The sequence below is a fragment of the Francisella adeliensis genome (assembly GCF_003290445.1).
Classification (GTDB): domain Bacteria; phylum Pseudomonadota; class Gammaproteobacteria; order Francisellales; family Francisellaceae; genus Francisella; species Francisella adeliensis.
On record NZ_CP021781.1, the window covers coordinates 35,275 to 59,356 of the forward strand.

The window sequence follows — 24,082 nt, forward strand, 5'->3', positions numbered from 1 at the left end:
TTATGGTAACAACGGTTTTAATTGTAATAATCTGTGTAGCATTATTTTTCGAGTTCACAAATGGTTTTCATGATGCAGCAAATGTTGTTGCAACACCAATAGCGACAAAAGCTCTTACACCTTATCAAGCGATAGGTTTAGCAGCTTTTTTTAACTTTTTAGGAGCTTTTTTTGGCACAGCAGTTGCTGCAACTATTAGTAAAGGTCTTGTTGATACTCAGGTTGTAACGGATATTGTACTTATATCTGCTTTACTTGGGGCTATTAGTTGGAACTTCTTTACTTGGAGTTTTGGTATTCCCTCAAGTTCATCTCATGCGTTAATAGGCTCATTGGTAGGAGCTGTGATTATTGGATCTAGTTATCAAGATGTAAACTATGTAACAGTCGTTGATAAAGTGCTTATACCAATGGTGAGTTCGCCTGTTATGGCATTTTTCTTAGCTTTGGTTATTTGTATTATTCTTATAAATATATTTGTTAGAGTAAACAATATCCGGCCAACAAACAGATATATTAGAGAGTTTCAAATAGTTTCAACAAGCCTACTATCTTTCTCGCACGGCTCAAATGATGCTCAAAAAACCATGTCGATAATTACTTTGGCTCTTTTAAGTGCTGGATTAGTACAGACTACAGATGTTCCGGATTGGGTTATACTATTGTGTGGTACAGCAATGGGCCTTGGTACATTGTCAGGTGGTAAAAAAATAATTAAAACTTTAAGCTCTAAACTATCAAAGTTAGAGCCAGTAAATGCAGTATCTGCTGAGCTAAGTTCGGGTATATTAGTGATGGGTGCTTCTCATATTGGCCTACCTGTAAGTACAACACAGGTTGCTTCAGGATCGATTATGGGTGCAGGTTTTGCTGATTCAGGTGTGAATTGGAAGGTAGTGCGTAAAATGGCAACAGCATGGTTTTTGACAATACCAGCGTGTATGGCTGTTACATCTATTATTTATATAGCATTATATTCAGCATTTGGTGCTTTTTAACGAAAGTAGCTATAAAAAAGTTCATTTCTAATTTTATCAATATATAATAAACTTTTTTTATCCTAATAGGTTTCTATGAAAAGACTAATGATCTTAATTCACTGGCTTACAGCTATACTTATAGTCTGTGCTTTCATTTCTATTGAGTTTAGAAGCTCTTTTGGCAAGCATAATCTTTTTCATGATGTTATGAAATCATCACATTTATATATAGGTTTTATAGTATTGTTTTTAACTATCGTTAGGCTTTTTCTCCGTCAAATTTACGGAGGAATGAGTTATAGCCGACATAAAAAGAGTAAGATAAAAAAGCTCATCTCTCAATTAATACATCTATTTTTGTATGCTTGGCTTATTTTTATGCCGATATTAGGTTGGTGTATTATAAGTGCAAAAGGAACTTATATTATACCTTTTGGGTTACCAAGTATTTTAGATATAATGCCTCATGCAAATGTAGTTGCTATTAAAGATGTACATAACACTTTAGCGTATTTTGGACTATGGGTTATTGCGATCCATGCTTTTGCTGCTCTATTTGATTATTATGTATTAAGAAGAGATATTATTGAAAAACGCTAGCTTTTCAAGAGGAATACGAAAACATCATAGCTTATCTGACCCTTATTTCATAATTTACGATCATACCACATAGCAAATCTCTTATTAGATCACGGCTCTTTTTATAGTTAGTTCTTTGTTACAATATCAGTTATAAGGTTAAAAGCTGGAGATGATATGCGCATAGAAACAGATAGTATGGGCAAAATAAATGTTCCTGATGATAAGTACTGGGGAGCTCAAACACAAAGATCGCTAAAATATTTTGATATTGGTTCTGACATAATGCCTTTAGAGGTAGTAAAAGCTTTAGCTATAGTAAAAAAAGCATCAGCTTTAGCAAACAATGAATTAGGGTATTTGTCTAAATCAAAAAAAGATGTAATAGTTAAAGTAGCGGATGAAATAACTTCAGGTAAATTAGATGAACATTTCCCCCTACATGTGTGGATGACAGGAAGTGGAACACAAACCAATATGAATGTTAATGAAGTTATATCTAACAGAGCTATAGAAATTTTAGGTGGAAAAAAAGGGGGTAAAGACCCAATTCATCCAAACGACGATGTTAATATGTCGCAATCATCTAATGATACTTTTCCTACAGCTATGTATATTGCTACAGTGTGTGGTATCAAACAGAAACTTCTGCCTGCGCTTGAAAGTATGCATGAGGAGTTAGATAAAAAAGCTCAACAATGGAGCAATATCGTTAAAATTGGTAGAACTCACATGCAAGATGCAGTGCCTTTAACTTTAGGACAAGAGTTTTCAGGTTATGCAGCACTATTAAATAAAAATATTACTAGGTTAAAGGACTCGCTTGAAGAAGTTTACCAATTAGCATTAGGTGGAACAGCTGTTGGTACTGGTATTAATACACCTAAAAACTTTTGTGATAAGGCAGCGTCCCATATAGCAGAAATTACGGGTTTTCCTTTTATTTCAGCTGCCAATAAGTTTGAAGTACAAGGCTCACATGATGCTTTAGTTGCTGTTATGGCTAATCTAAAAACCTTAGCAAATTCATTATTCAAAATAGCAAACGATATTAGATTACTCAGCTGTGGGCCACGTGCAGGTTTCCATGAATTATTGTTACCAGAAAATGAGCCGGGTTCATCTATTATGCCAGGTAAAGTAAATCCAACTCAATGCGAAGCTTTAACCATGGTAGCAGTACAAGTCATCGGTTATGATGTAGCTGTTGCTATGGGAGGAGCTTCAGGTTATCTGGAAATGAATGTTTATAAGCCACTTATTATCTATAATATTATTCAAGCTATAAATATGCTGTCAGATGGTTGCGATAGTTTTACAAAATTTCTATTAAAAGGAATGGAGCCTAACAAAGAAAAAATAGATTCTTTTTTGAGAAATTCTTTAATGTTGGTAACAGCTTTAAGTCCAGAAATAGGTTATGACAAGGCTTCTAAATTAGCCCATTATGCTGATAAAAATAATATATCTTTAGCTGAAGCTAATAGGGATTTAAATTATCTATCTAAAGATGAATTTGAAAGGGTAGTTGACCCGTATAAGATGGTAAAATAATATAAGTCAAAACAAAAAAGAATACTCAGGATACATGATGAAATATACAAAATTAGGAAAAACAGATATAGATATAAGCCGTATTTGTTTAGGTACAATGACTTGGGGACAACAAAACACCCAAGATGAGGCTTTTAAGCAAATGGATTGTGCTTTAGAAAAAGGTGTAAATTTCTGGGATACAGCAGAGATGTATCCTGTGCCAAAAATAGCTGAAAAATATGGCAAGACAGAGGAAATAATTGGTAACTGGATTGCCTCAAGAGCTAAAAGAGAGGAAGTTGTGTTGGCAACAAAAATCTCTCCATTAACATGGGCCAGAGGTGAAGAGCAACCAAAGATAAATAAACAAACTATTTTAACAGCCGTAGATAATAGCTTAAAACGTCTCAACACAGACTATATAGACTTATATCAATTGCATTGGCCAACTAATAGGCCATACCATCATCATGCTAATGGTCGAGATTTTATTCCTGCTATTGGTAATCAGAAGAAAGAGCATATTTTATCTAATATACACGAAACGTTAGAGACTTTTGATAGTTTAGTAAAAGCTGGGAAAATAAAGCACATCGGATTATCAAATGATTCTTCTTGGGGTATTAGTCAGTTTTGTCATTTAGCTGAAAAATATAATCTACCACGAATTCAAAGTGTTCAAAATGAATATAATCTAACAAGAAGAAGAGATGAGCTAAATGTTTTAGAGTCATGTGCTTTAGAAGAGTTATCGTATTTAGGTTGGTCTCCTCTTAGTCAAGGTGTTCTTTCAGGACAGTATTTTGATGGTAAGATCCCATCAAAATCAAGATTGGCCATAGCTATTAGAGATGGCATAGAGTATGAACTTTCATGGAGAATAACCCCAACTTGTAATCAAGCAATCGAAGAGTATCATGCTGTTGCAAAAAAATATAACTTAGATTTCTATCAGATGGCAATAGCTTTCACGCTTAGAAGAGAGTATTTAAGTTGCTCAATAGTAGGTGCTTCATCTTTAAGTCAATTAAAAAGTAATATAGCAGCTGTTGATTTAGAGTTATCTGAAGAAGTTTTAAATGATATAGAAAAAATATACAGCAAATACCCGGATCCATTTTAAAGATAAAACCATATAAAGTTTATAGTGATAGTACATTTGTGTTATTATCCTTCTGAAACAGGGGTGCTTTAAAAAGCTGAGATGATTAAAATCGAACCCTTATAACCTGAACTAATTAGAATTAGCGTAGGGAGTTTGGTTTTCATGTATTTGTTATTCTAATAGCTCCCTAAAGTTTACTTTTTTGATACACGCATTTGGGAGTTTGTATGCACTTATTAGATTTTTTCACAATGATTATTAATTTACTTTGTACTTTCTTATTAGCTGGTTTTTTTGTTATAGGTTGGCCAGTAGGTATTTTAGGTTTAATAATGAGTTCTATACTATTTGGATTAGCTGGGCTCTATGCTGATATGGTGCTACAACTATTGTTATTATGTTTTTTTTGTTATGGGTGGTTAACATGGACATCAAGTAAATTAAACAATGAATTAAAACCAAAAATTTTCAACTCTTCACTCTCTTGGGTTTTAATTGTGTTAACTATTGTGAGTCTTTCATTTTTAGTAGCCCAAACTTTAATTGCTTTCACAGATTCAACTACTCCATACTTAGATAGTTTCACAAGTGTCGCATCTTTAGTCTGTGTAATACTAGCAACTAAAAAATATATCGAAAACTGGCTTATATGGATGGTTGTTGATTCTATGTATGTATTCTTATACATATATAAAGAAATCCCATTTGCTGCAATAACTACTTTCATCTATCTTATAATAGCTGTTTATGGTTATAAGCATTGGAAAAAATATTATAAGGAGCAAAAGCTATGCTCTTAGATGCTCATGTACATACAGATAAATATGATGAGAGTTTATACCATGATTTAGTAAATCAATGTCAAATGAACGATATTATGCTTTTATCTGTGTCTATGTGTATTCCTTCATATAAAAAGATACAAGCTCTTGCTAAAAAATATGATTTTATTATACCTTCTTTTGGGGTTCACCCGTGGAAAGCAGATAAGTATGTCAATGAGTTAGATAGTTTAGATGAGTATTTGAATGAAGCAAATTATATTGGTGAGATAGGCTTAGATAAGAAGTTTTTGAAATATGCAGCTCCTTATAAAGATCAGCAAGAAGTATTTGAATATATTGTTTCAAATGGACATGTTAAAGATAAGCTCTTAAACTTACATACAAGTGGGGCAGAAATAGAAGTATTAGGTGCTTTAGAAAAATACAATCACAGTAAGTTTGTTATTCATTGGTATGCTGGAAGCATAGAGCTTATGGAAAGGTATTTAGCTTTAGGAGGATATTTTTCTATAGGTGTGGAGATTATGTTCAGTAAACATATACAGGAAATAGCAAAAAAAGTACCTCTTGATAGAATTTTGGTGGAAACTGATAATCCATCATCATATTCGTGGCTTTTAGGAGAAGAGTCTAATAATGATATGCCAGAGCTATTATTTAAAGTTATAAATAAAATTTGTCAGATAAAGAAAATTACAACAAATGAATTATTTAGTCATTTAGATAAGAATCAGAAATATATTTTATTTTAGTTAAATCAAGCTTTGTGTTTTTCTATTAATCATCGTACTTCTAATCTTTATTTTAACGACGCTATCCTAAATAACTAACTTGTGTTAGAGTGTTTTAGGTGAGAAAGATTGGTTTAGTGCTTATAAGATGAAATAAGGTTATTGAAATTATTTTTACACTTGGGAAGAATATGGATAAATTAACGTGTATGAGAACATTTGTTAGTGTTTTTAAGTCTAAGAGTTTTACAAGAGCAGCTGAGAACCAAGATATATCCATTGGTTTAGTGAGTAAAAGGATTAAGTATCTTGAGAGTATGCTAAATGTTGAATTATTTAATAGAACTACAAGAAGTATTTCACCTACAGCAAATGGAGCAGAGTATTTTGAGCATTGTTGTGAAGTATTAGATAAGTTAGATAATTTTGAGCATATTTTTAGTATGCAAAATAATTCGTTAACAGGAGTTATTACCATTAGTGCTCCTTTAGCTTTTGGATTGGTCTACTTACGCACTTTTGTACCATATTTCCATAATAAATATCCAGAAATCAATCTCCAAATAGATCTAAACGATAACTTCATTGATTTTTCTAGAAATCAAAATGACATTATATTAAGAATTAGTGACGATTTACCAGATACTGGACTTATAGCTAAACAAATTTTTGAGATTAAAAGAGTTGCGGTAGCAAGTCCAAGCTTTTGTAAAGAAAATAAGCTGGCAACCCCTGATGATTTATCTAATATAAACTGTCTATTATATAAAAATAATAAAAGTTATAATTCTTGGACTTTTTTGAAGTCAGATAAAAAGCTAAATGTGACTGTAGAAGGAAATCTTCTTAGTAACAGTGGTGAAATTCTTAAAAGTTCTGCAATTAATAGTCAGGGGATAATGTTAGGTCCAAAATTTATCGTAAAAAAAGAACTTGATAGCCAGCTTTTGACAGAAGTATTGCCTGACTTTCAACTTGAGAGTAAATTTCTTTATGCTTTATACTCAGAAAGATTGAAGAAATCTAATGCGATAAAAACCTTTATTGATGAGTTAAAAGAGTTTTGTAATAAGTTTAACTACTAGTGGTTCTATAACATTCTCTCTAGGATAGGTTCTTTTTTTGCAATATGCTTAATTACACCTGTTATATGAAAACATATACTAATTATTAAAACCCAGACTGTAAATATATGAATGTTGTCAAAGATGGGAGCAATATTTTCCATTAAAGGTAGTGGTAAAGCTACATCAAATATCCAAAAAGGCACAGGTTTATGCAAGAGAGAACTTAGTAGCCAGCCAGAAACTATCATGGTAAATATACTAGCATACAACATAAAATGCACTAATTTGGCTAAAAGCTTTTCATGTATAGGAATATCAAATTTGTATGGAGGTTTTTTCATGCCTGTAAAAAACCATGTTACGCGAATGGACATCACGATCAGAAGAGTTATACCCAGTGACTTGTGATACCATATAATATTATAATAAAACTGGTTTATAGGATTTTCTGTTTTACCTAGATACCAAATAAACCCTAAAGTTAGCATTGATAAGATTAAAAAAACTGTAATCCAATGTAGCATTCTTGAAAATGAATCATACTTCATAAAAGTCTCTCCGAGTGACTAGTAGGTTGACTATTTATTAAGCTATAAAACGAGTTTTAAATAAAGATTCTTTTGTTAAAAAGATTTTTTCTATAGAAGAAAGAGTTATATAGTAAATACTTATTTGGAATGATAATCTTTTTGGTTTACTAATAATGGGTATAGCACTGCTGATACAACAATAAATATTATTATAAATAAATCATAAGATACAATATCTTCATATATAAACCCAAAAATTAACTCAGCGACTAAGTATGCAAAAATAGCCCATGATGATGCAAAGGCTTTTAAGATATTTGAAATACTTCCTTTATTGTCCATGTAAGCATATATCAAGAAAAATAACACATGAAGTATCAAAGCTACTGCTAAATTAAGCGCTCCAGCTATCATTAATAAATATGTCAATATCATATATACAATGAAAGCTACAATCCTAGGAAAAGGCACATAGTTTACAGGCAATGGATCATCTTTATTGCCTTTTATTTTTGCATAAGAAATAGGTAGAGCAATACAAGAAACTAAGATGAATGTAGTTGTCAAAGACGCTATCATCTGCCAGTTTCTAAAGAAGAATATTAGAACTATAGAGCATATAAATGTAAATATAAGAGAAGTTCTTGAAATATTAACCCCTTGCGTAACGCGGGCAAAATATTCAGGCATTTGTTTTGCTTTAGACATTTCATTAAGCATACGAGCACTACCACCTAGGTATACAATGCCTGTGCCTGATGGACTAATTAAAGCATCGGCATATAAAACTATAGCAAGAGCGTTTATGCCTAATATTCCTGCTAGTTGAGCTAAAGGAGAACTAAAATTCAAACCTTCCCAGCCATTTCCTAGCATTTTCTCAGGTACAGCACCTATAAAAGATATTTGTAGTAAGAGATATATGAATAAAACTATCAGTACACTACTAACTAAAGCAATCGGTATATTCTTTTTGGGGTTTTCTAATTCAGCTGAAAAACTAGCAGCCATCTGAAACCCAAAGAAAGAATAAAAAATACCGCAAGTAACAATAGCATTAAAAACACCACTTACACCTTTAGGCATAAAACTAACATTATCACCGCTAAAATTATTAGAATGAAATGCTGCAAACATTATTATTAAAGAGGTAACTATAGGAATTATGATTTTTAAAGAAGTTAATGAGTTATTGATTTTTGATAATGACTTTATTCCCCAGTAGTTTATTAATGTATATAACAACATAAATAAAACAACGACAACCACTCCTAAAAAAGTAAGTTCTCCTGCGCTAAACACGTATGGAGTCATTGGCTTGTATATAGAAGAAATGTATTGTGTCGTGGCCATAGCTTCCGATGGTACGATAATAAGCCCTAACATCCAATTTGATAATCCTGTTACAAAACCAAAGTGTTGATTATGTGATAGAGTTATTAATTGTGTAAATAATCCATTTGTTTGATATTTAACAGCAAGCTCTGCCAGTAAAAACGCCATCACAAGAACTATAAATGCTCCTATAATCCATGAAAGTATCGATGCAGCTCCAGCTGCTTGGGAGGCATAGTATGATGCATATAGCCAACCACTACCTACCATAGTACCTACACTTAACGCTATAGCTGTGAATAAACTAGGTTTTTTTGTATTTCCCATATTTTCTCTAAATATTTATTTGTAGGTATATTATTCTCATCTATAAACAAATAATCAATAGTTATATGTTAATACATTTGTATGTATGAAGCTTTTGAGTTTCATCAATTGTATTATTAAATATATTGTTTTAAACACCAGTGCCAAGGCTCGTATATCATTCCCTGAAGATTATCTCTTGGATAGCTCATATAAAAACCATAGTCATTAGCGTTTTTATGTAACCAAACAAAAGCTGAAGTTTGTTCAAAGGCCTCAGTAACTAAGCCATCCTCATCTGGAGTGGTAAAGTCTATAGCTAAGCCTGTATGATGCTCACTATAACCAGGGATCGCTACTTTTTTCACAATTTGCTCCAGGGTTTTACCTGTATCAAGGTGGCGGCTGATTAAAGCTTCTTGATATTCATAGGATCTATATATAGATAGCACTTCTAATATTACACCTTCAGACTTTGCATCAGCTATCATTTGCTTAAGAGGCTTAAAAGCATTTTTGTGGATGTATTGATCCCTACTAAGAACATCTTTGCCCCAATAAAATAAATCTTTATCAGAAGCTTGCTTAAAATGAGGTCGTTCATGTAGTTTTTTATCAAGAGAGTTGAAGTTTATCGATGGCATAATAAAAAGAGGTTGCTAGGTTATAGTGTTATTTTAACTTACTCTCTTAGACTAAGAATAATAAAATTAAGAAACATTGATAATTTACTCTAATTTTATAAAAGGTTTGGGAGATATTTGTTTCGAATATAAAGTCAATAAAGCTTATGTTAGGATTAAGATTTTGGGCAAAAAGCCTAAACTTTAAAAAACCTTCAAAAAGATGTAAAAAGTAGTTGCGTTTTGTAAATGTGATGTGTATTATATGTCTTCACCGGTTGGGAGTGATGCAACGGGAAGCGAGGCAGCGATTAGGTTTGCGGTCATCGAGATATTTAATAGATATATTATATACAAACACTTTGTTAATGAATTTGAGTGAACAGTAGTTAGAGTCAGAAATAGATTAAACTGAAGAGTTTGATCCTGGCTCAGATTGAACGCTGGTGGTATGCTTAACACATGCAAGTCGAACGGTAACAGAAAGAGCTTGCTCTTTGCTGACGAGTGGCGGACGGGTGAGTAACGCGTAGGAATCTACCTATCTGTGGGGGATACCGTTTGGAAACGAACGTTAATACCGCATAATATCTTCGGATTAAAAGTGGCGCTTGCGCTGCTGCGGATAGATGAGCCTGCGTTAGATTAGCTTGTTGGTGGGGTAAAGGCCTACCAAGGCTGCGATCTATAGCTGATTTGAGAGGATGATCAGCCACATTGGAACTGAGACACGGTCCAAACTCCTACGGGAGGCAGCAGTGGGGAATATTGGACAATGGGCGGAAGCCTGATCCAGCAATACCATGTGTGTGAAGAAGGCTCTAGGGTTGTAAAGCACTTTAGTCAGGGAGGAAGTTTATTTGGTTAATAGCTGAATAAATTGACGTTACCTGAAGAATAAGCACCGGCTAACTCCGTGCCAGCAGCCGCGGTAATACGGGGGGTGCAAGCGTTAATCGGAATTACTGGGCGTAAAGGGTCTGTAGGTGGTATAGTAAGTCAGATGTGAAAGCCCAGGGCTCAACCTTGGAACTGCATTTGATACTGCTAAACTAGAGTATAGTAGAGGAATGGGGAATTTCTGGTGTAGCGGTGAAATGCGTAGAGATCAGAAGGAACACCAATGGCGAAGGCAACATTCTGGACTAATACTGACACTGAGGGACGAAAGCGTGGGGATCAAACAGGATTAGATACCCTGGTAGTCCACGCTGTAAACGATGAGTACTAGCTGTTGGGTTCGGTGTAAAGGATCTAGTGGCGCAGCTAACGCGTTAAGTACTCCGCCTGGGGACTACGGCCGCAAGGCTAAAACTCAAAGGAATTGACGGGGACCCGCACAAGCGGTGGAGCATGTGGTTTAATTCGATGCAACGCGAAGAACCTTACCTGGTCTTGACATCCTGAGAACTTTCTAGAGATAGATTGGTGCCTTCGGGAACTCAGTGACAGGTGCTGCACGGCTGTCGTCAGCTCGTGTTGTGAAATGTTGGGTTAAGTCCCGCAACGAGCGCAACCCCTATTGATAGTTACCATCATTAAGTTGGGTACTCTATTGAGACTGCCGCTGACAAGGCGGAGGAAGGTGGGGACGACGTCAAGTCATCATGGCCCTTACGACCAGGGCTACACACGTGCTACAATGGATATTACAGAGGGCTGCGATACCGCGAGGTGGAGCGAAACTCAGAAAGGTATTCTTAGTCCGGATTGCAGTCTGCAACTCGACTGCATGAAGCAGGAATCGCTAGTAATCGCAGGTCAGAATACTGCGGTGAATACGTTCCCGGGTCTTGTACACACCGCCCGTCACACCATGGGAGTGGGTTGCTCCAGAAGTAGATAGCTTAACGAATGGGCGTTTACCACGGAGTGATTCATGACTGGGGTGAAGTCGTAACAAGGTAGCCGTAGGGGAACCTGCGGCTGGATCACCTCCTTAAAGGAAATACGAAAAATAGAAATAAACTTTAACTGTTGTTTCTCAAGTGATTTAACTTAGTGTTTGTAGATAATATATTTTAGTGTAAATAAATACGGGTCTGTAGCTCAGCTGGTTAGAGCGCACCCCTGATAAGGGTGAGGTCGGTAGTTCAAGTCTACTCAGACCCACCATTTTCTGAACATCGTAAGATGTTGGGAGTATAAAACATATTGGGGCCTTAGCTCAGCTGGGAGAGCACCTGCTTTGCACGCAGGGGGTCAGCGGTTCGATCCCGCTAGGCTCCACCAATATTTATTTGCATGAAGATAGAGATATTTAACAATTTAGTATAGAGATAGACTTAAGAAAATAAGTGCAAGTGGCGGATGCCTTGGCATTCAGAGGCGATGAAGGACGTGTTAATCTGCGATAAGCTTCGGTTAGGTGGTAAATGACCTATGATCCGGAGATTTCCGAATGGGGGAACCCAACCAGAGCAGTCTGGTTACCTACTCGACATAGAGTTAGGAGCGAACGAGGGGAACTGAAACATCTAAGTACCCTTAGGAAGAGAAATCAATTGAGATTCCCGTAGTAGTGGCGAGCGAAGTGGGAAGAGCCTGGTATGATATAGCTAGAATTATAGTAGAACAAGTTGGGAAGCTTGACGATAGAGGGTGATAGTCCCGTATACGAAATAATCTTAGTGGAACTAGACATACGAACAAGTAGGACGGGGCACGAGAAACCTTGTCTGAATATGGGGGGACCATCCTCCAAGGCTAAATACTACTGAATGACCGATAGTGAACTAGTACCGTGAGGGAAAGGTGAAAAGAACCCTTATAAAGGGAGTGAAATAGAATCTGAAACCACTTGCATACAAGCAGTAGGAGCATAATTTAGTTATGTGACTGCGTACCTTTTGTATAATGGGTCAGCGAGTTACTTTTAGTAGCAAGGATAACTGAATAAGGGATCCGTAGCGAAAGCGAGTCTTAATAGGGCGTATAGTTGCTAGGAGTAGACCCGAAACCGGCGCGATCTATCCATGACCAGGTTGAAGGTTAGGTAATACTAACTGGAGGACCGAACCCACTAATGTTGCAAAATTACGGGATGAGTTGTGGATCGGAGTGAAAGGCTAATCAAGCACGGAGATAGCTGGTTCTCCCCGAAAACTATTTAGGTAGTGCCTCGTGTATAACTGATTGGGGTAAAGCACTGTTTCGACTAGGGGGGTTTTACGACCTTACCGACTCGATGCAAACTCAGAATACGATCAAGTTCAATCACGGGAGACACACTGCGGGTGCTAAGGTCCGTAGTGGAGAGGGAAACAGCCCAGACCGCCAACTAAGGTCCCCAAGTCATAGCTAAGTGGGAAACGAAGTGGGAAGGCCCAGACAGCCAGGAGGTTGGCTTAGAAGCAGCCATCCTTTAAAGAAAGCGTAATAGCTCACTGGTCGAGTCGGCCCGCACGGAAGATTTAACGGGGCTAAGCTATGCACCGAAGTTGCGGATATAGATAATATATGGTAGGGGAGCGTTCTGTAAGCCGATGAAGGTGTGTTGAGAAGCATGCTGGAGGTATCAGAAGTGCGAATGCTGACATGAGTAACGTAAAATAAGTGAGATTCTTATTGGCCGAATACCCAAGGATTCCTACGCAATGTTAATCAACGTAGGGTAAGCCGGCACCTAAGGCGTAGCTGAAGAGTGAAGTCGATGGAAAACAGGTTAATATTCCTGTGCTGCTTATATGAATGATGGAGGGACGGAGAAGGCTAGGTAGGCCCGGCGAATGGTTGTCCGGGTGAAAGTAAGTAGGTAGATATGCTAGGTAAATCCGGTGTATTGTTGATCTGAGATACGAGACGAAGTCAAACTTGTTTGACGAAGCTATTGATGCCATGCTTCCAGGAAAATCTTCTAAGTATATTGTATAGGTAACCGTACTGTAAACCGACACTGGTGGGTAGGTAGAGAATACTAAGGCTATGAGACAACTCTGGTGAAGGAACTAGGCAAAATAACACCGTAACTTTGGAAGAAGGTGTGCCCATGTTATGTGAAGGGACTTGCTCCTGGAGCAGAGATGGGTTGCAATTATCAGGTGGCTGCGACTGTTTATCAAAAACACAGCACTCTGCGAAATCGTAAGATGAAGTATAGGGTGTGACGCCTGCCCGGTGCTGGAAGGTTAATTGAAGTGGTTAGCGCAAGCGAAGCTGTGGATCGAAGCCCCAGTAAACGGCGGCCGTAACTATAACGGTCCTAAGGTAGCGAAATTCCTTGTCGGGTAAGTTCCGACCTGCACGAATGGCGTAACGATGGCCACACTGTCTCCACCAGAGACTCAGTGAAATTGAAATCGCAGTGAAGATGCTGTGTACCCGCGGTTAGACGGAAAGACCCCGTGAACCTTTACTACAGCTTTGCACTGGACTTTGAATATTTATGTGTAGGATAGGTGGGAGACTATGAAGACAAGTCGCTAGATTTGTTGGAGTCGACCTTGAAATACCACCCTTGACTATTTGAAGTTCTAACTCAGGAGAAATTCGAGGACAGTGTATGGTGGGTAGTTTGACTGGGGCGGTCTCCTCCCAAAGAGTAACGGAGGAGTACGAAGGTGCACTCGGCATGGTCGGAAATCATGCCAAGAGTATAAAGGCAAAAGTGCGCTTGACTGCGAGAGTGACGGCTCGAGCAGGTACGAAAGTAGGTCTTAGTGATCCGGTGGTCCTGTATGGAAAGGCCATCGCTCAACGGATAAAAGGTACTCCGGGGATAACAGGCTGATTCCTCCCAAGAGTTCATATCGACGGAGGAGTTTGGCACCTCGATGTCGGCTCATCACATCCTGGGGCTGAAGCAGGTCCCAAGGGTATGGCTGTTCGCCATTTAAAGTGGTACGCGAGCTGGGTTCAGAACGTCGTGAGACAGTTCGGTCCCTATCTGCCGTGGGCGTTGGATATTTGAGAAGAGTTGCTCCTAGTACGAGAGGACCGGAGTGAACGAACCACTGGTGTTCCGGTTGTTTCGCCAGAAGCATTGCCGGGTAGCTACGTTCGGAAGGGATAACCGCTGAAAGCATCTAAGCGGGAAGCCTCCTTCAAGATTAGATATCCCAGGTCTTAGACCTGTAAGGAACGTTGGAGACTACGACGTTGATAGGCTGGGTGTGGAAGTACAGCAATGTATGAAGCTTACCAGTACTAATGATCCGAGAGACTTAAGTCTATTTCTATGCTGAATTGTTAAATATCTTTATTGATATGCAATTAAACAGTAAAATACAAAACCAAAACATTAGAGATTAAAGTTTTGGCGATGATAGCTTGTAGGTACCACCTGATCCCATTCCGAACTCAGAAGTGAAACTATAACACGCCGATGATAGTTTAGCATTCGCTAAGTGAAAGTAGGTAGTCGCCATTTTATTCTATAATAAAAGACTCAACAACAATGAGCACATATTAAAAGCCCCATTAGATAACCTCTAGTGGGGCTTTTTTTTGCCTTAAAATATACCGATTAAGATCGTTCGCTTAAATGATGAGCTGTCTTGGTTATTAATGCTTATTAATAAATATATTATCCAGCAATTTTCTATTATAATCTTTTGATGTTTATTATATATGTCTTGTAAGTTGTCTCTATTAAAAATATTTGATCAAAAAAGAATTCCTACTATGAGTTTATCTGTAGAGGAAAGAAAGAAAGTTTGGCTTAATAAATTTATTAAATCATATTTAGTGGTATTTATCGGTTATCTTAGCATGTATATGATTCGAAAGAATTTCAACATTGCTCAGAATGATATGATACATGATTATGGGCTTTCATTTACAGAGCTAGGGCTTATTGGACTTGGTTTTTCTATAACTTATGGTTTAGGTAAAACAGTTACAACATATTATTTTGATGGTAAAAACACTAAGCAAGTTTTACCGTTTATGCTGATTTTATCAGCAATATGTATGGTTAGTTTTGGTCTAAGTCTAGGTAGTGGGACATACAGTTTATTTTTAATGGTTGGGTTTTATGCTCTTAGTGGTTTTTTCCAAAGCTCTGGAGGCTCATGTAGCTATTCAACGATCACTAAATGGACTCCGAGAAAGAAAAGAGGCTTCTTCTTAGGTTTGTGGAATATGTCTCATAATATTGGTGGGGCTTTAGCTGCAGGTGTAGCAATCTTTGGTTCTCAAGTTGTCTTTAATGGCAACGTGGTTGGAATGTTTATTTTTCCATCTATACTTTGTTTGATTATTGGTTTTGTAGGATTAACTATAGGTAATGATTCACCAGAAGCTTATGGTTTAGGAACAGCAGAAGAGCTTTTTGAAGAGCCTGAAAGTGAAGAAGATGCTTTTGTCAAAAAAGAAAATATATCTAAATGGGAAATCTTCAAAAAATACATCATCTTTAATAAGGTGATTTGGATTTTATGTTTTGCGAATGTATTTTTGTATGTGGTGAGAATTGGTGTGGATCAGTGGTCACCTGTATATGCTCATGAAGTTCTAGGGTTTTCTACCGAAACATCAGCGTGGAGCTATGCCTTATTTGAGGCAGGAGCATTAACAGGTACTTTGATGTGGGGTTTGCTGTCGGATTTAGTTAATGGTAGAAGAGGTGCCACAGCTCTTGCATCTCTTGTAGCAACAATTATTCTTTTATATATGTACCAGTCAGCTACTAGTGAGCTTGTATATATGATAGTTCTATTTTTATTGGGATTTTGTGTATTTGGTCCACAATTACTAATAGGTGTGGCTGCTGTCGGGTTTGTTCCAAAGCAAGGGGTAGCAGTTGCAGATGGTGTAAAAGGGACATTTGCATATTTGCTAGGAGATAGTTTTGCTAAGCTTGGACTTGGTATGCTAGCAGATGAAAAGATTAGTATCTTTGGTGCTACTGGATGGAGTGGTACATTTACAGCTCTTTATGTGGCAGCTATTATTTGTTTTGTTTTGATGCTTTTTGTAGCTATTGCAGAGGAGAAAAAAATTAAAATAAATAAAGAATATTATTCTAAAAGTGATAATTAGAACATTTTATAATTATGTAACAAGTATTACAGATATTGAAGAGTAACTTTAGTTATTAGCTGAAGTGCTATTAAATATTAATTCAACAGTTTTATTTATAGTATACAATAACTATATAACTTATTTGTTTTATAAATATTATGTTTAAAGTTGGAAAAAGTTTAGTAATATTTTTATTTGTATTGTTTATTTGTAATATAGCTTTTGCTGTTACAAGCTCTCAAATAAATGAGGCGACCACTACTCTTCACGAAAGAGTAAAACAAATAAATAGTTTTATTGACTATGTGCATCTAGATAAAGCTAAAACTGAAGACTCTCTAAATTATGAGCGAGACAAACTTCTAGGCTATATAGATTATATCAACAATGAAATATACCGCCTAGAACTCGATCTTCATAAACTTGATAGGTTATTAGATTTTGTGGATGAACGCTATCAAGCTAATAAATATTCTAATTTTATTAACGATAGTGTTAAAGCAAATGAGAAGTTTAATACAAGATTAAAAGACTATACGAAGTCAAGAGTCCTTATATTAAATGACCTTATTTTAGCTAAAGATACAGATATTAATATTGAGTATGCTTTAGATGATATTTCAAGATATAGAAATAAGCTAAGAAATGATTTTAAGTTTAATCAAAGTACAGTTTTATGGCAACCTAATAGTTGGACTCATGCTATTAAGACCATTTCTAGTAACTTTGTAAACTTAGTTTTAGATATAATTGTTTTTACTTTTACAGTTTTATTTTTTCTGTTTTTTAGGAGAGTTCTTTCGATTAAGAGTGTTATCCTAAAAAATAAAGAGTTAAGACATAAAAAAAATCTTTATTGGGCAGCTTTTAAGTTTGAAAAACTATATGACCTAATCTTAGGGATAGCTATTTATCCCTTAGTTATTGTGCTTTTAGTAAGTATTTCTATATATTTCGGTCTAATTAATCGAGATGCTTTTTATAGTGTGATGACTTCTCTACAAATCATAGCTTTATATTGTTTTTTCATTTATATACTTTCAGTTTACGCTAGAGTCATCGTTAGTTTTAAAACAGAAACTTACTTGCTAATTTATTGTATGCTTTTTGGTGTTTCAATGCACTTCTTCCTTTCAAGTTTAGTGGATTTCTCTCCGGCCTCAGTAGAGTTAACACAGTTTATCGGTGATGCATTAATCCCTGGCTTTATAATGATGTTATTCATGCTTATTCCAGCTATTATGTTTTTTTATAGTCTTGGTAAAGAGCAGTATTTGGATAATTATGAACCTAAGAGATTCGTTACTTATATTGTTAGATATTTTGTTGTAGTATCTTTAGTTTTTTGTATTATTATGATGATATTAGGGGGGTATCCTAATCTAGGGATGTCTGTATCATTTGATTTATATCAGACTTTTTTCTGGGCAGCTCATATTTATGTGTTTTATAAAGTAGTGATAGTTTTATTGGATCTTGTTTTTTGTAAAAAAACAAAAATGGCTATTTTACGTAGAACAGCTGAAAATGTTATGGGTGATATTAAAAGAACAGGCTTTAGATATTGGGTTAAGAGTTTTGTAATCGTAGTAGCAACTATTTTATTTATAGTGTTTACTCTACTTTCTTTTAATGTTCTACCTCAAAAATTATATGATGTTTGGGAGATATTTTTCTATGAAGGTGAAACTTTGCTTGGTGTGGATATTCTTCCGTTACAATCATTTTTAGAATCATTATCAGTTTTAGTTGTTATGTTTATTTCTGCAAAAATAGTGATGTTATTCGCAGAAAAGAGAATATATCCGTATACAAACTGGGATTTGGGTACTAAAGAAGCCACAACATCTATAATTAAATATATTTTTATAATCACGGCAATTTTCCTATTTATTAAATCATTAGGTATAAGCAATACAACTATAGCGTTTATTGCCTCGGGTTTATCTGTCGGTCTTGGTTTTGCTATGCAAGATTTAGTTAAAAACTTCTTTGCAGGTCTTGTTATGTTGATTGAACGACCTGTTAAGATTGGTGATTGGGTCAATGTTGAAAATGAAATTGGTGTCGTCAAGAGAATTAGTATACGAGCTACAGAGGTTTTAACTTTTAATAATAACTCTTTAATTATTCCGAATAATGTAATGATTACAAATATTGTTTCAAATGAAACACTTGATCGAACTTCAAGGTTGGTTATTGATATAAAAGTAGCATATCGTCATGACCCTGAAGAGGTTATGGATATTTGTAGAAGAGTTGTGACAAGTGAAAAAAGAATATTTTTCACACCACCACCAGAGTTTATACTACTAGAGCTAGGCGATTCAGCAATGACGGTTTCAGTTCGAGCATACTGTTTGAGAATCCATAATTTTGATATATCAAGCGATTTGAGAATGATGTTCTTAAAAGCATTAAAAGAGAATAATATTGAAATTCAACCATCTAAGATGGATGTTAGAATTAAAAATCTTGAAAATGATAATAGTCGAGAAATACCAAAGAACTAGAGTTGCTAAACCTTTCTTTTAAGGTCATATAAATCTTTACGCCTATCACGTAGGTTTTTCACACTACCAAACTGGTTAAGTTCACGTAATAAATGAATATCTACATCAGCAATTAGAATCATTTCAGTATTTGGGGTTGTTTCAGCTTTTATTCCTGTAGCGGGGAAGGCAAAGTCACATGGTGTAAATACCATCGATTGAGCATATTGAATATCCATGTTATGAACATTAGGAAGGTTACCAACACTACCTGCAATGGCTACATAGCATTCATTCTCTATAGCTCTTGCTTGAGCACAATTCCTAACTCTTGAGAATCCATTTTGAGTATCTGTTAAAAATGGTACAAAAAGAATATCCATACCATCTTCAGCAAGTATTCTACTAAGTTCAGGAAATTCTGAATCATAACAAATTAGGATGCCAATCTTACCACAGTCAGTATCAAAGACCTCTAGTTTACTGCCTCCTTGAAGACCCCAGACCATAGCTTCATCAGGAGTTACGTGTAGCTTTTCATATTTTTCGGTTGTGCCATCTCTGCGACATAAGTAACCAACATTATAAAGGCGCTCATCTTTTATTTCTGGCATGCTTCCTGTTATGATGTTTATGTTGTAGGTAATAGCAAGCTCAGAGAATTTATCTGTAATTGTTTGAGTGTGTTTCGCTAGTTCTCTTATCGCATCAGGTTCAGATAGATGATTATTCTCTGCCATTAAGGGAGCGTTAAAAAATTCTGGGAATAATGCAAAATCAGACCTGTAGTTTGATACTGCTTTTACAAAATATTCAGCATGATGCATTAATTCATCTAAACTTTTATAGGGGCGCATTTGCCATTGAATTAAGCCTAAGCGGATGTCTTTCTTGATGATAGTTGGAATTTCAGTATGCTCTTCTTCATAGTAAATGTTTGTCCACTTCAGAAGTACTGCGTAATCATTAGATTCACTATCATCCTCTAAATAAGATTTAATTATCTTAATCGGCTGAAAGTCATTGCTTAGTTGAAAACGCAAAACGGGATCATGTATTTCCTGCCTTTTTAGTCTGCTTATGTATTCTTTTGGGCTCATTTCATCTGCATGATTATGATAGTTTGGTATTCGTCCACCAAATATGATGCTTTTAAGATTAAGCCTCTCACAGAGATCTTTTCTGTAATCGTACAATCTACGTCCTAAACGCATACCTCTAAATTCTGGTTTGATAAATAAGTCGATGCCATATAGGACGTCACCATCCTCTGTGTGAGTTTTAAAAGTGTTGTTACCAGTTATCTTTTTATAAGTATGTTTGTCACCAAACTTTTTATAATCTACTATGATTGAAAAAGCACAACCAGCAATTTGGTCATTAACCTTAATTACAGCTTGTCCTTCAGGAAATTTTTTAATTAATGAACTTATCTCACTTCTCTCCCAATAAGGGTCTTCGATGTTATAGACCTCAATCATTGCGGCTTTTAATTCTTGATAATCATCCATGCTTAAGTAATCTAAACTAATATTTTCTATGTTTTGCATACTTTATTTTAAATAGACATTTTCATTAATATAAATTATAGCACGAGAGAGTTTTTTATTACTAGAGTCTATATTTTGATAAGTAGATAGTGGAATCAAGACCTTACTCTTTACTCTATTTCCTGTTATAATATTGTGATTAAATTTTGTCTATTTACTTTATAAAATATTTAAAGGGTTATTTTAAATGAGAACATATTACAGTTCAGATATTAATGAAAAATTAGAAAATCAAAAAGTAACAGTTTGTGGTTGGGTGCATCGTCGCCGTGATCATGGTGGGGTTATCTTTTTAGATATAAGAGATAGAACTGGTTTGGTTCAGTTAGTTTTTAATCCAGATAATGCAAATTTTGCAATCGCAGATGGCGTAAGATCAGAGTTTGTAATTCAGGCAGAGGGATTAGTAAATTTACGCCCAGCAGGTCAAGAAAACAATAATCTTGCAAGTGGTAAAGTTGAGATAATTGGTGACACTATAAAGGTTATCAATAAATCAAAAACTATCCCATTCCAGTTGGATGATTTCCAAGCTACTGGTGAAGATGTGAAGCTTAAGTATCGTTACATAGACTTGCGTCGTCCTGATATGCAAAAAAAACTTATCACCCGTTCAAAAGCAATTAGATATGTACGTAATTTCCTAGATGATAATGGTTTCTTAGATATCGAGACTCCATTTCTTACAAAAGCTACGCCTGAAGGTGCTAGAGATTACTTAGTACCAAGCCGTAACTTCAATGGTAAGTTCTATGCGTTACCACAGTCGCCACAGCTTTTTAAACAGCTATTAATGGTTTCTGGCTTTGACAGATACTACCAAGTTGTAAAATGCTTCCGTGATGAAGATTTAAGAGCAGATAGACAGCCAGAATTTACACAAATAGATATCGAGGCTTCATTTATTGATGAAGAATACATTATGTCTACGATGGAAACTATGGTTGCTGGACTTTTCAAAGAGACTATAGGTGTTGAGTTTAATACACCTTTCCAAGTAATGAGTTTTGCTGATGCGATGGATAAGTATGGTTCAGATAAACCAGACCTTAGAATACCTCTTGAGTTTGTAAATATCAAAGAAGATATGAAGAATGAAGAGTTTAAAGTATTCTCAGGACCTGCAAATGATGATGATTCTCGTGTGATAGCAATGAGAATACCAAATGGTAATGAAAAGCTTAGCCGTAAAAAAATAGATGAGTATACTAAGTTTGTTGGTATTTATGGTGCTAGAGGGTTAGCTTATATCAAGATAAACTCATTATCTGAAGGTAAAGATGGTTTACAGTCTCCTATTGTGAAAAATATTTCAGAAGAAACTCTTTTCAAAGTGATTGAAAAAACTGGTGCTAAAGAGGGTGATTTACTATTCTTTGGTGCAGCTAAGACTAAGATTGTTAATGATTCGATGGGTGCTTTGCGTGCTAAGATTGGTGAAGACCTAGAAAATTTTGATAAAAAATGGGCACCTTTATGGGTTGTTGATTTCCCTATGTTTGAAAAAGCAGATGGCAGATTACATGCGATGCATCATCCATTTACAGCACCGAAAATAGAAACTGTTGCTGACCTTGATGCTAATCCAGAAAATCTTGGCTCAAGAGCTTATGATATGGTTATAAACGGTTATGAAGTTGGTGGTGGGTCTATTCGTATTCATCAGCAAGATGTTCAAGCTAAGGTATTTAGCCTTTTAGGTATATCTGATGAAGAAGCACAAGAGAAGTTTGGCTTTATGTTAGATGCTTTGTCTTATGGTACGCCAACTCATGGTGGTATAGCATTTGGTGTGGATAGACTTATTATGCTACTTACGGGTACTACAAATATCCGTGATGTAATAGCATTCCCTAAAACTCAAACAGCTAGCTGCCTAATGACAGAAGCACCTTCAAATGTTTCTTTAGAGCAGTTAAATGAGCTTGGTGTAGCTATTAAAAAAGCAGATAAAGAATAAATTCTATTTACTGGGTAACAAATCTAGTTACCCAACCTATATTTTATAAATAATTTCTCAAGAGGTATATTGTTATGATTACAACAAGATTTGCACCTAGCCCTACCGGCTTTTTACATGTTGGTGGTGTGCGTACAGCTTTATTTAGCTTTCTTTATGCAAAGAAGAATAATGGCAAATTTATTTTAAGAATTGAAGATACTGATTTAGAGCGCTCAACTCAAGAAGCTGTTGATGCGATTTTAGACGGTATGGCTTGGCTTGGTTTAAAAAATGATGACCAAATCTACTATCAGACTAAACGCTTTGATAGGTATAAGGAAGTGATTGACCAGCTTATTGAAGAAGGTAAAGCTTACTACTGTGATTGTTCAAAAGAACGCCTTGATGAGTTGCGTGAAAAACAACAGGCGAGCAACCTTAAAACTGGTTATGATGGCAAGTGCAGAAACGCTGACTTTGTACCTAAAGAAGGTGAGAGTTTTGTTGTAAGATTCAAAAATCCTATCGACGGTATGGTAAGCTGGGATGATGCCGTAAAGGGTAGAATTACAATAGCAAACCAAGAGCTTGATGATATGATTATTCAAAGAGCAGACGGTTCGCCAACATATAACTTTTGTGTAGTTGTTGATGATATGGATATGAAAATATCTCATGTTATCCGTGGTGATGATCATGTAAATAATACTCCTAAGCAAATAAATATTTATGAAGCATTAGGGGCAACAGTTCCTGTATTTGCTCATGTACCAATGATACTAGGTCCTGATGGAGCTAAATTATCTAAAAGACATGGAGCAGTAAATATTATGCAATATCGTGAAGATGGTTACTTACCTCAAGCAATGCTTAATTATCTTGTTAGACTAGGGTGGTCACATGGTGATAAGGAAATCTTTTCGCTTGAAGAAATGATAAAAGATTTCAATCTTGAGCATATAAGTGGCTCGCCATCTCGTTTTGATTTTGAAAAACTTAAATGGATTAATAAACATTATTTAGTTGATTCAAAAGTTGAAGATATCGTAGGGGAGTTAGAGTATCATTTTGCTAAGAAAGGTCTAGATATAGCAAACGGTCCAAAGCTTGAAGATTTGATGCCTGTGATGGCAGAAAAAGCAGAAACAGTGGTTGAGCTAGTTGATAAGTCACATTATTTTTATAGTGAAGATGTTGAGTATGATGAAAAAGCGGTGAAGAAGCACATCAAAGCAGCAACAGGGGCAATATTTGTTAAGCTTTTAGAAAATATTCAAGAGTTGCCTACAGTAAGCTGGAATGATGATGAAGTTTTGCATAATATTGTTAGTACTACGGCTGAGCAGTGTGAGGTTGGTATGGGTAAGGTTGGAATGCCTCTTAGAATCGCTGTAACAGGTTCAGGGCAGTCTCCAGATATTGGTGCTACACTTAGACTTTTAGGCAAACAAAAAACAATAGCTAGGATTCATAAAGCTATTAAGCATTTATGTGGTTTATAAAAATAAATGCAAAAAGTTCTTAATCAGATGTGAAAAAGCTCGTAAATAGAGTTTTA

General features: G+C 35.6%; 15 protein-coding genes, 2 tRNA genes, 3 rRNA genes and 1 riboswitch. Of the genes, 16 read left to right on the forward strand and 4 right to left on the reverse strand.

The features are described 5' to 3' along the window. The first annotated feature begins 2 nt into the window (after window positions 1-2). The 7 genes from CDH04_RS00155 (at window position 3) to CDH04_RS00185 (ending at window position 6,801) form a co-directional block, all read left to right on the forward strand. A complete protein-coding gene (locus CDH04_RS00155; RefSeq protein ID WP_112869105.1) occupies window positions 3-998 on the forward strand; it encodes an inorganic phosphate transporter in 996 nt (331 codons plus the stop codon). Between the two features lie 75 nt (window positions 999-1,073). Beyond that, window positions 1,074-1,580, forward strand: a complete 507-nt coding sequence (locus tag CDH04_RS00160; RefSeq protein ID WP_234393459.1) for a cytochrome b — start codon at window positions 1,074-1,076, stop codon at window positions 1,578-1,580. Window positions 1,581-1,736: 156 nt separating this feature from the next. Further along, window positions 1,737-3,113, forward strand: a complete 1,377-nt coding sequence (gene fumC / locus CDH04_RS00165) for a class II fumarate hydratase (RefSeq protein ID WP_112869106.1) — start codon at window positions 1,737-1,739, stop codon at window positions 3,111-3,113. Between the two features lie 37 nt (window positions 3,114-3,150). Further along, window positions 3,151-4,218, forward strand: a complete 1,068-nt coding sequence (locus tag CDH04_RS00170; protein WP_112869107.1) for an aldo/keto reductase — start codon at window positions 3,151-3,153, stop codon at window positions 4,216-4,218. Between the two features lie 49 nt (window positions 4,219-4,267). Continuing rightward, window positions 4,268-4,368: riboswitch (TPP riboswitch) on the forward strand. Window positions 4,369-4,427: 59 nt separating this feature from the next. Continuing rightward, window positions 4,428-5,000 (forward strand): nicotinamide riboside transporter PnuC, encoded by a 573-nt coding sequence (gene pnuC, locus CDH04_RS00175; protein ID WP_112869108.1) that lies wholly within the window; start codon window positions 4,428-4,430, stop codon window positions 4,998-5,000. After that, a complete protein-coding gene (locus tag CDH04_RS00180) occupies window positions 4,991-5,737 on the forward strand; it encodes a TatD family hydrolase (RefSeq protein ID WP_112869109.1) in 747 nt (248 codons plus the stop codon). The genes pnuC and CDH04_RS00180 overlap by 10 nt, the downstream gene beginning before the upstream one ends. A 170-nt stretch (window positions 5,738-5,907) precedes the next feature. Beyond that, window positions 5,908-6,801, forward strand: a complete 894-nt coding sequence (locus tag CDH04_RS00185; RefSeq protein ID WP_112869110.1) for a LysR family transcriptional regulator — start codon at window positions 5,908-5,910, stop codon at window positions 6,799-6,801. A 5-nt stretch (window positions 6,802-6,806) separates the two neighbouring features. Here CDH04_RS00185 and CDH04_RS00190 read toward each other — a convergent pair whose 3' ends face one another. The 3 genes from CDH04_RS00190 to CDH04_RS00200 all read right to left on the reverse strand — a co-directional run bounded on the left by CDH04_RS00190 (window position 6,807) and on the right by CDH04_RS00200 (window position 9,598). Next, complete coding sequence (locus CDH04_RS00190; protein ID WP_112869111.1) at window positions 6,807-7,331, reverse strand: cytochrome b; 525 nt, start codon at window positions 7,329-7,331, stop codon at window positions 6,807-6,809. A 120-nt stretch (window positions 7,332-7,451) separates the two neighbouring features. Then, on the reverse strand, window positions 7,452-8,975 hold the full coding sequence (locus tag CDH04_RS00195; protein ID WP_112869112.1) for an APC family permease: 1,524 nt from the start codon (window positions 8,973-8,975) through the stop codon (window positions 7,452-7,454). 116 nt (window positions 8,976-9,091) lie between these two features. After that, on the reverse strand, window positions 9,092-9,598 hold the full coding sequence (locus CDH04_RS00200) for a M15 family metallopeptidase (protein WP_112869113.1): 507 nt from the start codon (window positions 9,596-9,598) through the stop codon (window positions 9,092-9,094). 387 nt (window positions 9,599-9,985) lie between these two features. Here CDH04_RS00200 and CDH04_RS00205 point away from each other — a divergent pair. The 7 genes from CDH04_RS00205 (at window position 9,986) to CDH04_RS00235 (ending at window position 19,053) form a co-directional block, all read left to right on the forward strand. Then, a 16S ribosomal RNA gene (locus CDH04_RS00205) occupies window positions 9,986-11,519 on the forward strand. 96 nt (window positions 11,520-11,615) lie between these two features. Next, window positions 11,616-11,692, forward strand: a tRNA-Ile gene (locus CDH04_RS00210). 41 nt (window positions 11,693-11,733) lie between these two features. Next, window positions 11,734-11,809 (forward strand) — tRNA-Ala (locus tag CDH04_RS00215). Window positions 11,810-11,860: 51 nt separating this feature from the next. After that, a 23S ribosomal RNA gene (locus tag CDH04_RS00220) occupies window positions 11,861-14,747 on the forward strand. Window positions 14,748-14,830: 83 nt separating this feature from the next. Continuing rightward, window positions 14,831-14,945: ribosomal RNA gene (rrf, locus tag CDH04_RS00225) — 5S ribosomal RNA — on the forward strand. Together the 16S, 23S and 5S rRNA genes with 2 tRNA genes alongside form the textbook arrangement of a ribosomal RNA operon. Window positions 14,946-15,145: 200 nt before the next feature. Further along, window positions 15,146-16,558, forward strand: coding sequence for a hexose-6-phosphate:phosphate antiporter (gene uhpT, locus CDH04_RS00230; RefSeq protein WP_174208877.1), 1,413 nt, complete (start codon window positions 15,146-15,148; stop codon window positions 16,556-16,558). 140 nt (window positions 16,559-16,698) lie between these two features. Further along, a complete protein-coding gene (locus CDH04_RS00235) occupies window positions 16,699-19,053 on the forward strand; it encodes a mechanosensitive ion channel family protein (RefSeq protein ID WP_112869114.1) in 2,355 nt (784 codons plus the stop codon). Window positions 19,054-19,058: 5 nt separating this feature from the next. Here CDH04_RS00235 and CDH04_RS00240 read toward each other — a convergent pair whose 3' ends face one another. Beyond that, a complete protein-coding gene (locus tag CDH04_RS00240) occupies window positions 19,059-20,582 on the reverse strand; it encodes a bifunctional GNAT family N-acetyltransferase/carbon-nitrogen hydrolase family protein (RefSeq protein WP_112869115.1) in 1,524 nt (507 codons plus the stop codon). A gap of 187 nt (window positions 20,583-20,769) precedes the next feature. Here CDH04_RS00240 and aspS point away from each other — a divergent pair, with 187 nt between their 5' ends. Further along, the gene (gene aspS / locus CDH04_RS00245; RefSeq protein ID WP_112869116.1) at window positions 20,770-22,542 is read left to right on the forward strand and encodes an aspartate--tRNA ligase; all 1,773 of its coding nucleotides are present in this window, start codon (window positions 20,770-20,772) and stop codon (window positions 22,540-22,542) included. A 74-nt stretch (window positions 22,543-22,616) separates the two neighbouring features. Beyond that, window positions 22,617-24,026: a glutamate--tRNA ligase gene (gene gltX / locus CDH04_RS00250; RefSeq protein WP_112869117.1), complete on the forward strand. Its 1,410-nt coding sequence runs from the start codon at window positions 22,617-22,619 to the stop codon at window positions 24,024-24,026. Window positions 24,027-24,082 lie beyond the last annotated feature (56 nt).

Excerpts from the sequence above, each read along its gene's own strand:
- CDH04_RS00155 (WP_112869105.1), top strand. The coding sequence starts at position 3 with ATGGTAACAACGGTTTTAATTGTAATAATCTGTGTAGCATTATTTTTC.
- CDH04_RS00160 (WP_234393459.1), top strand. The coding sequence starts at position 1,074 with ATGAAAAGACTAATGATCTTAATTCACTGGCTTACAGCTATACTTATA.
- fumC (WP_112869106.1), top strand. The coding sequence starts at position 1,737 with ATGCGCATAGAAACAGATAGTATGGGCAAAATAAATGTTCCTGATGAT.
- CDH04_RS00170 (WP_112869107.1), top strand. The coding sequence starts at position 3,151 with ATGAAATATACAAAATTAGGAAAAACAGATATAGATATAAGCCGTATT.
- pnuC (WP_112869108.1), top strand. The coding sequence starts at position 4,428 with ATGCACTTATTAGATTTTTTCACAATGATTATTAATTTACTTTGTACT.
- CDH04_RS00180 (WP_112869109.1), top strand. The coding sequence starts at position 4,991 with ATGCTCTTAGATGCTCATGTACATACAGATAAATATGATGAGAGTTTA.
- CDH04_RS00185 (WP_112869110.1), top strand. The coding sequence starts at position 5,908 with ATGGATAAATTAACGTGTATGAGAACATTTGTTAGTGTTTTTAAGTCT.
- CDH04_RS00190 (WP_112869111.1), bottom strand. The coding sequence starts at position 7,331 with ATGAAGTATGATTCATTTTCAAGAATGCTACATTGGATTACAGTTTTT.
- CDH04_RS00195 (WP_112869112.1), bottom strand. The coding sequence starts at position 8,975 with ATGGGAAATACAAAAAAACCTAGTTTATTCACAGCTATAGCGTTAAGT.
- CDH04_RS00200 (WP_112869113.1), bottom strand. The coding sequence starts at position 9,598 with ATGCCATCGATAAACTTCAACTCTCTTGATAAAAAACTACATGAACGA.
- uhpT (WP_174208877.1), top strand. The coding sequence starts at position 15,146 with ATGTCTTGTAAGTTGTCTCTATTAAAAATATTTGATCAAAAAAGAATT.
- CDH04_RS00235 (WP_112869114.1), top strand. The coding sequence starts at position 16,699 with ATGTTTAAAGTTGGAAAAAGTTTAGTAATATTTTTATTTGTATTGTTT.
- CDH04_RS00240 (WP_112869115.1), bottom strand. The coding sequence starts at position 20,582 with ATGCAAAACATAGAAAATATTAGTTTAGATTACTTAAGCATGGATGAT.
- aspS (WP_112869116.1), top strand. The coding sequence starts at position 20,770 with ATGAGAACATATTACAGTTCAGATATTAATGAAAAATTAGAAAATCAA.
- gltX (WP_112869117.1), top strand. The coding sequence starts at position 22,617 with ATGATTACAACAAGATTTGCACCTAGCCCTACCGGCTTTTTACATGTT.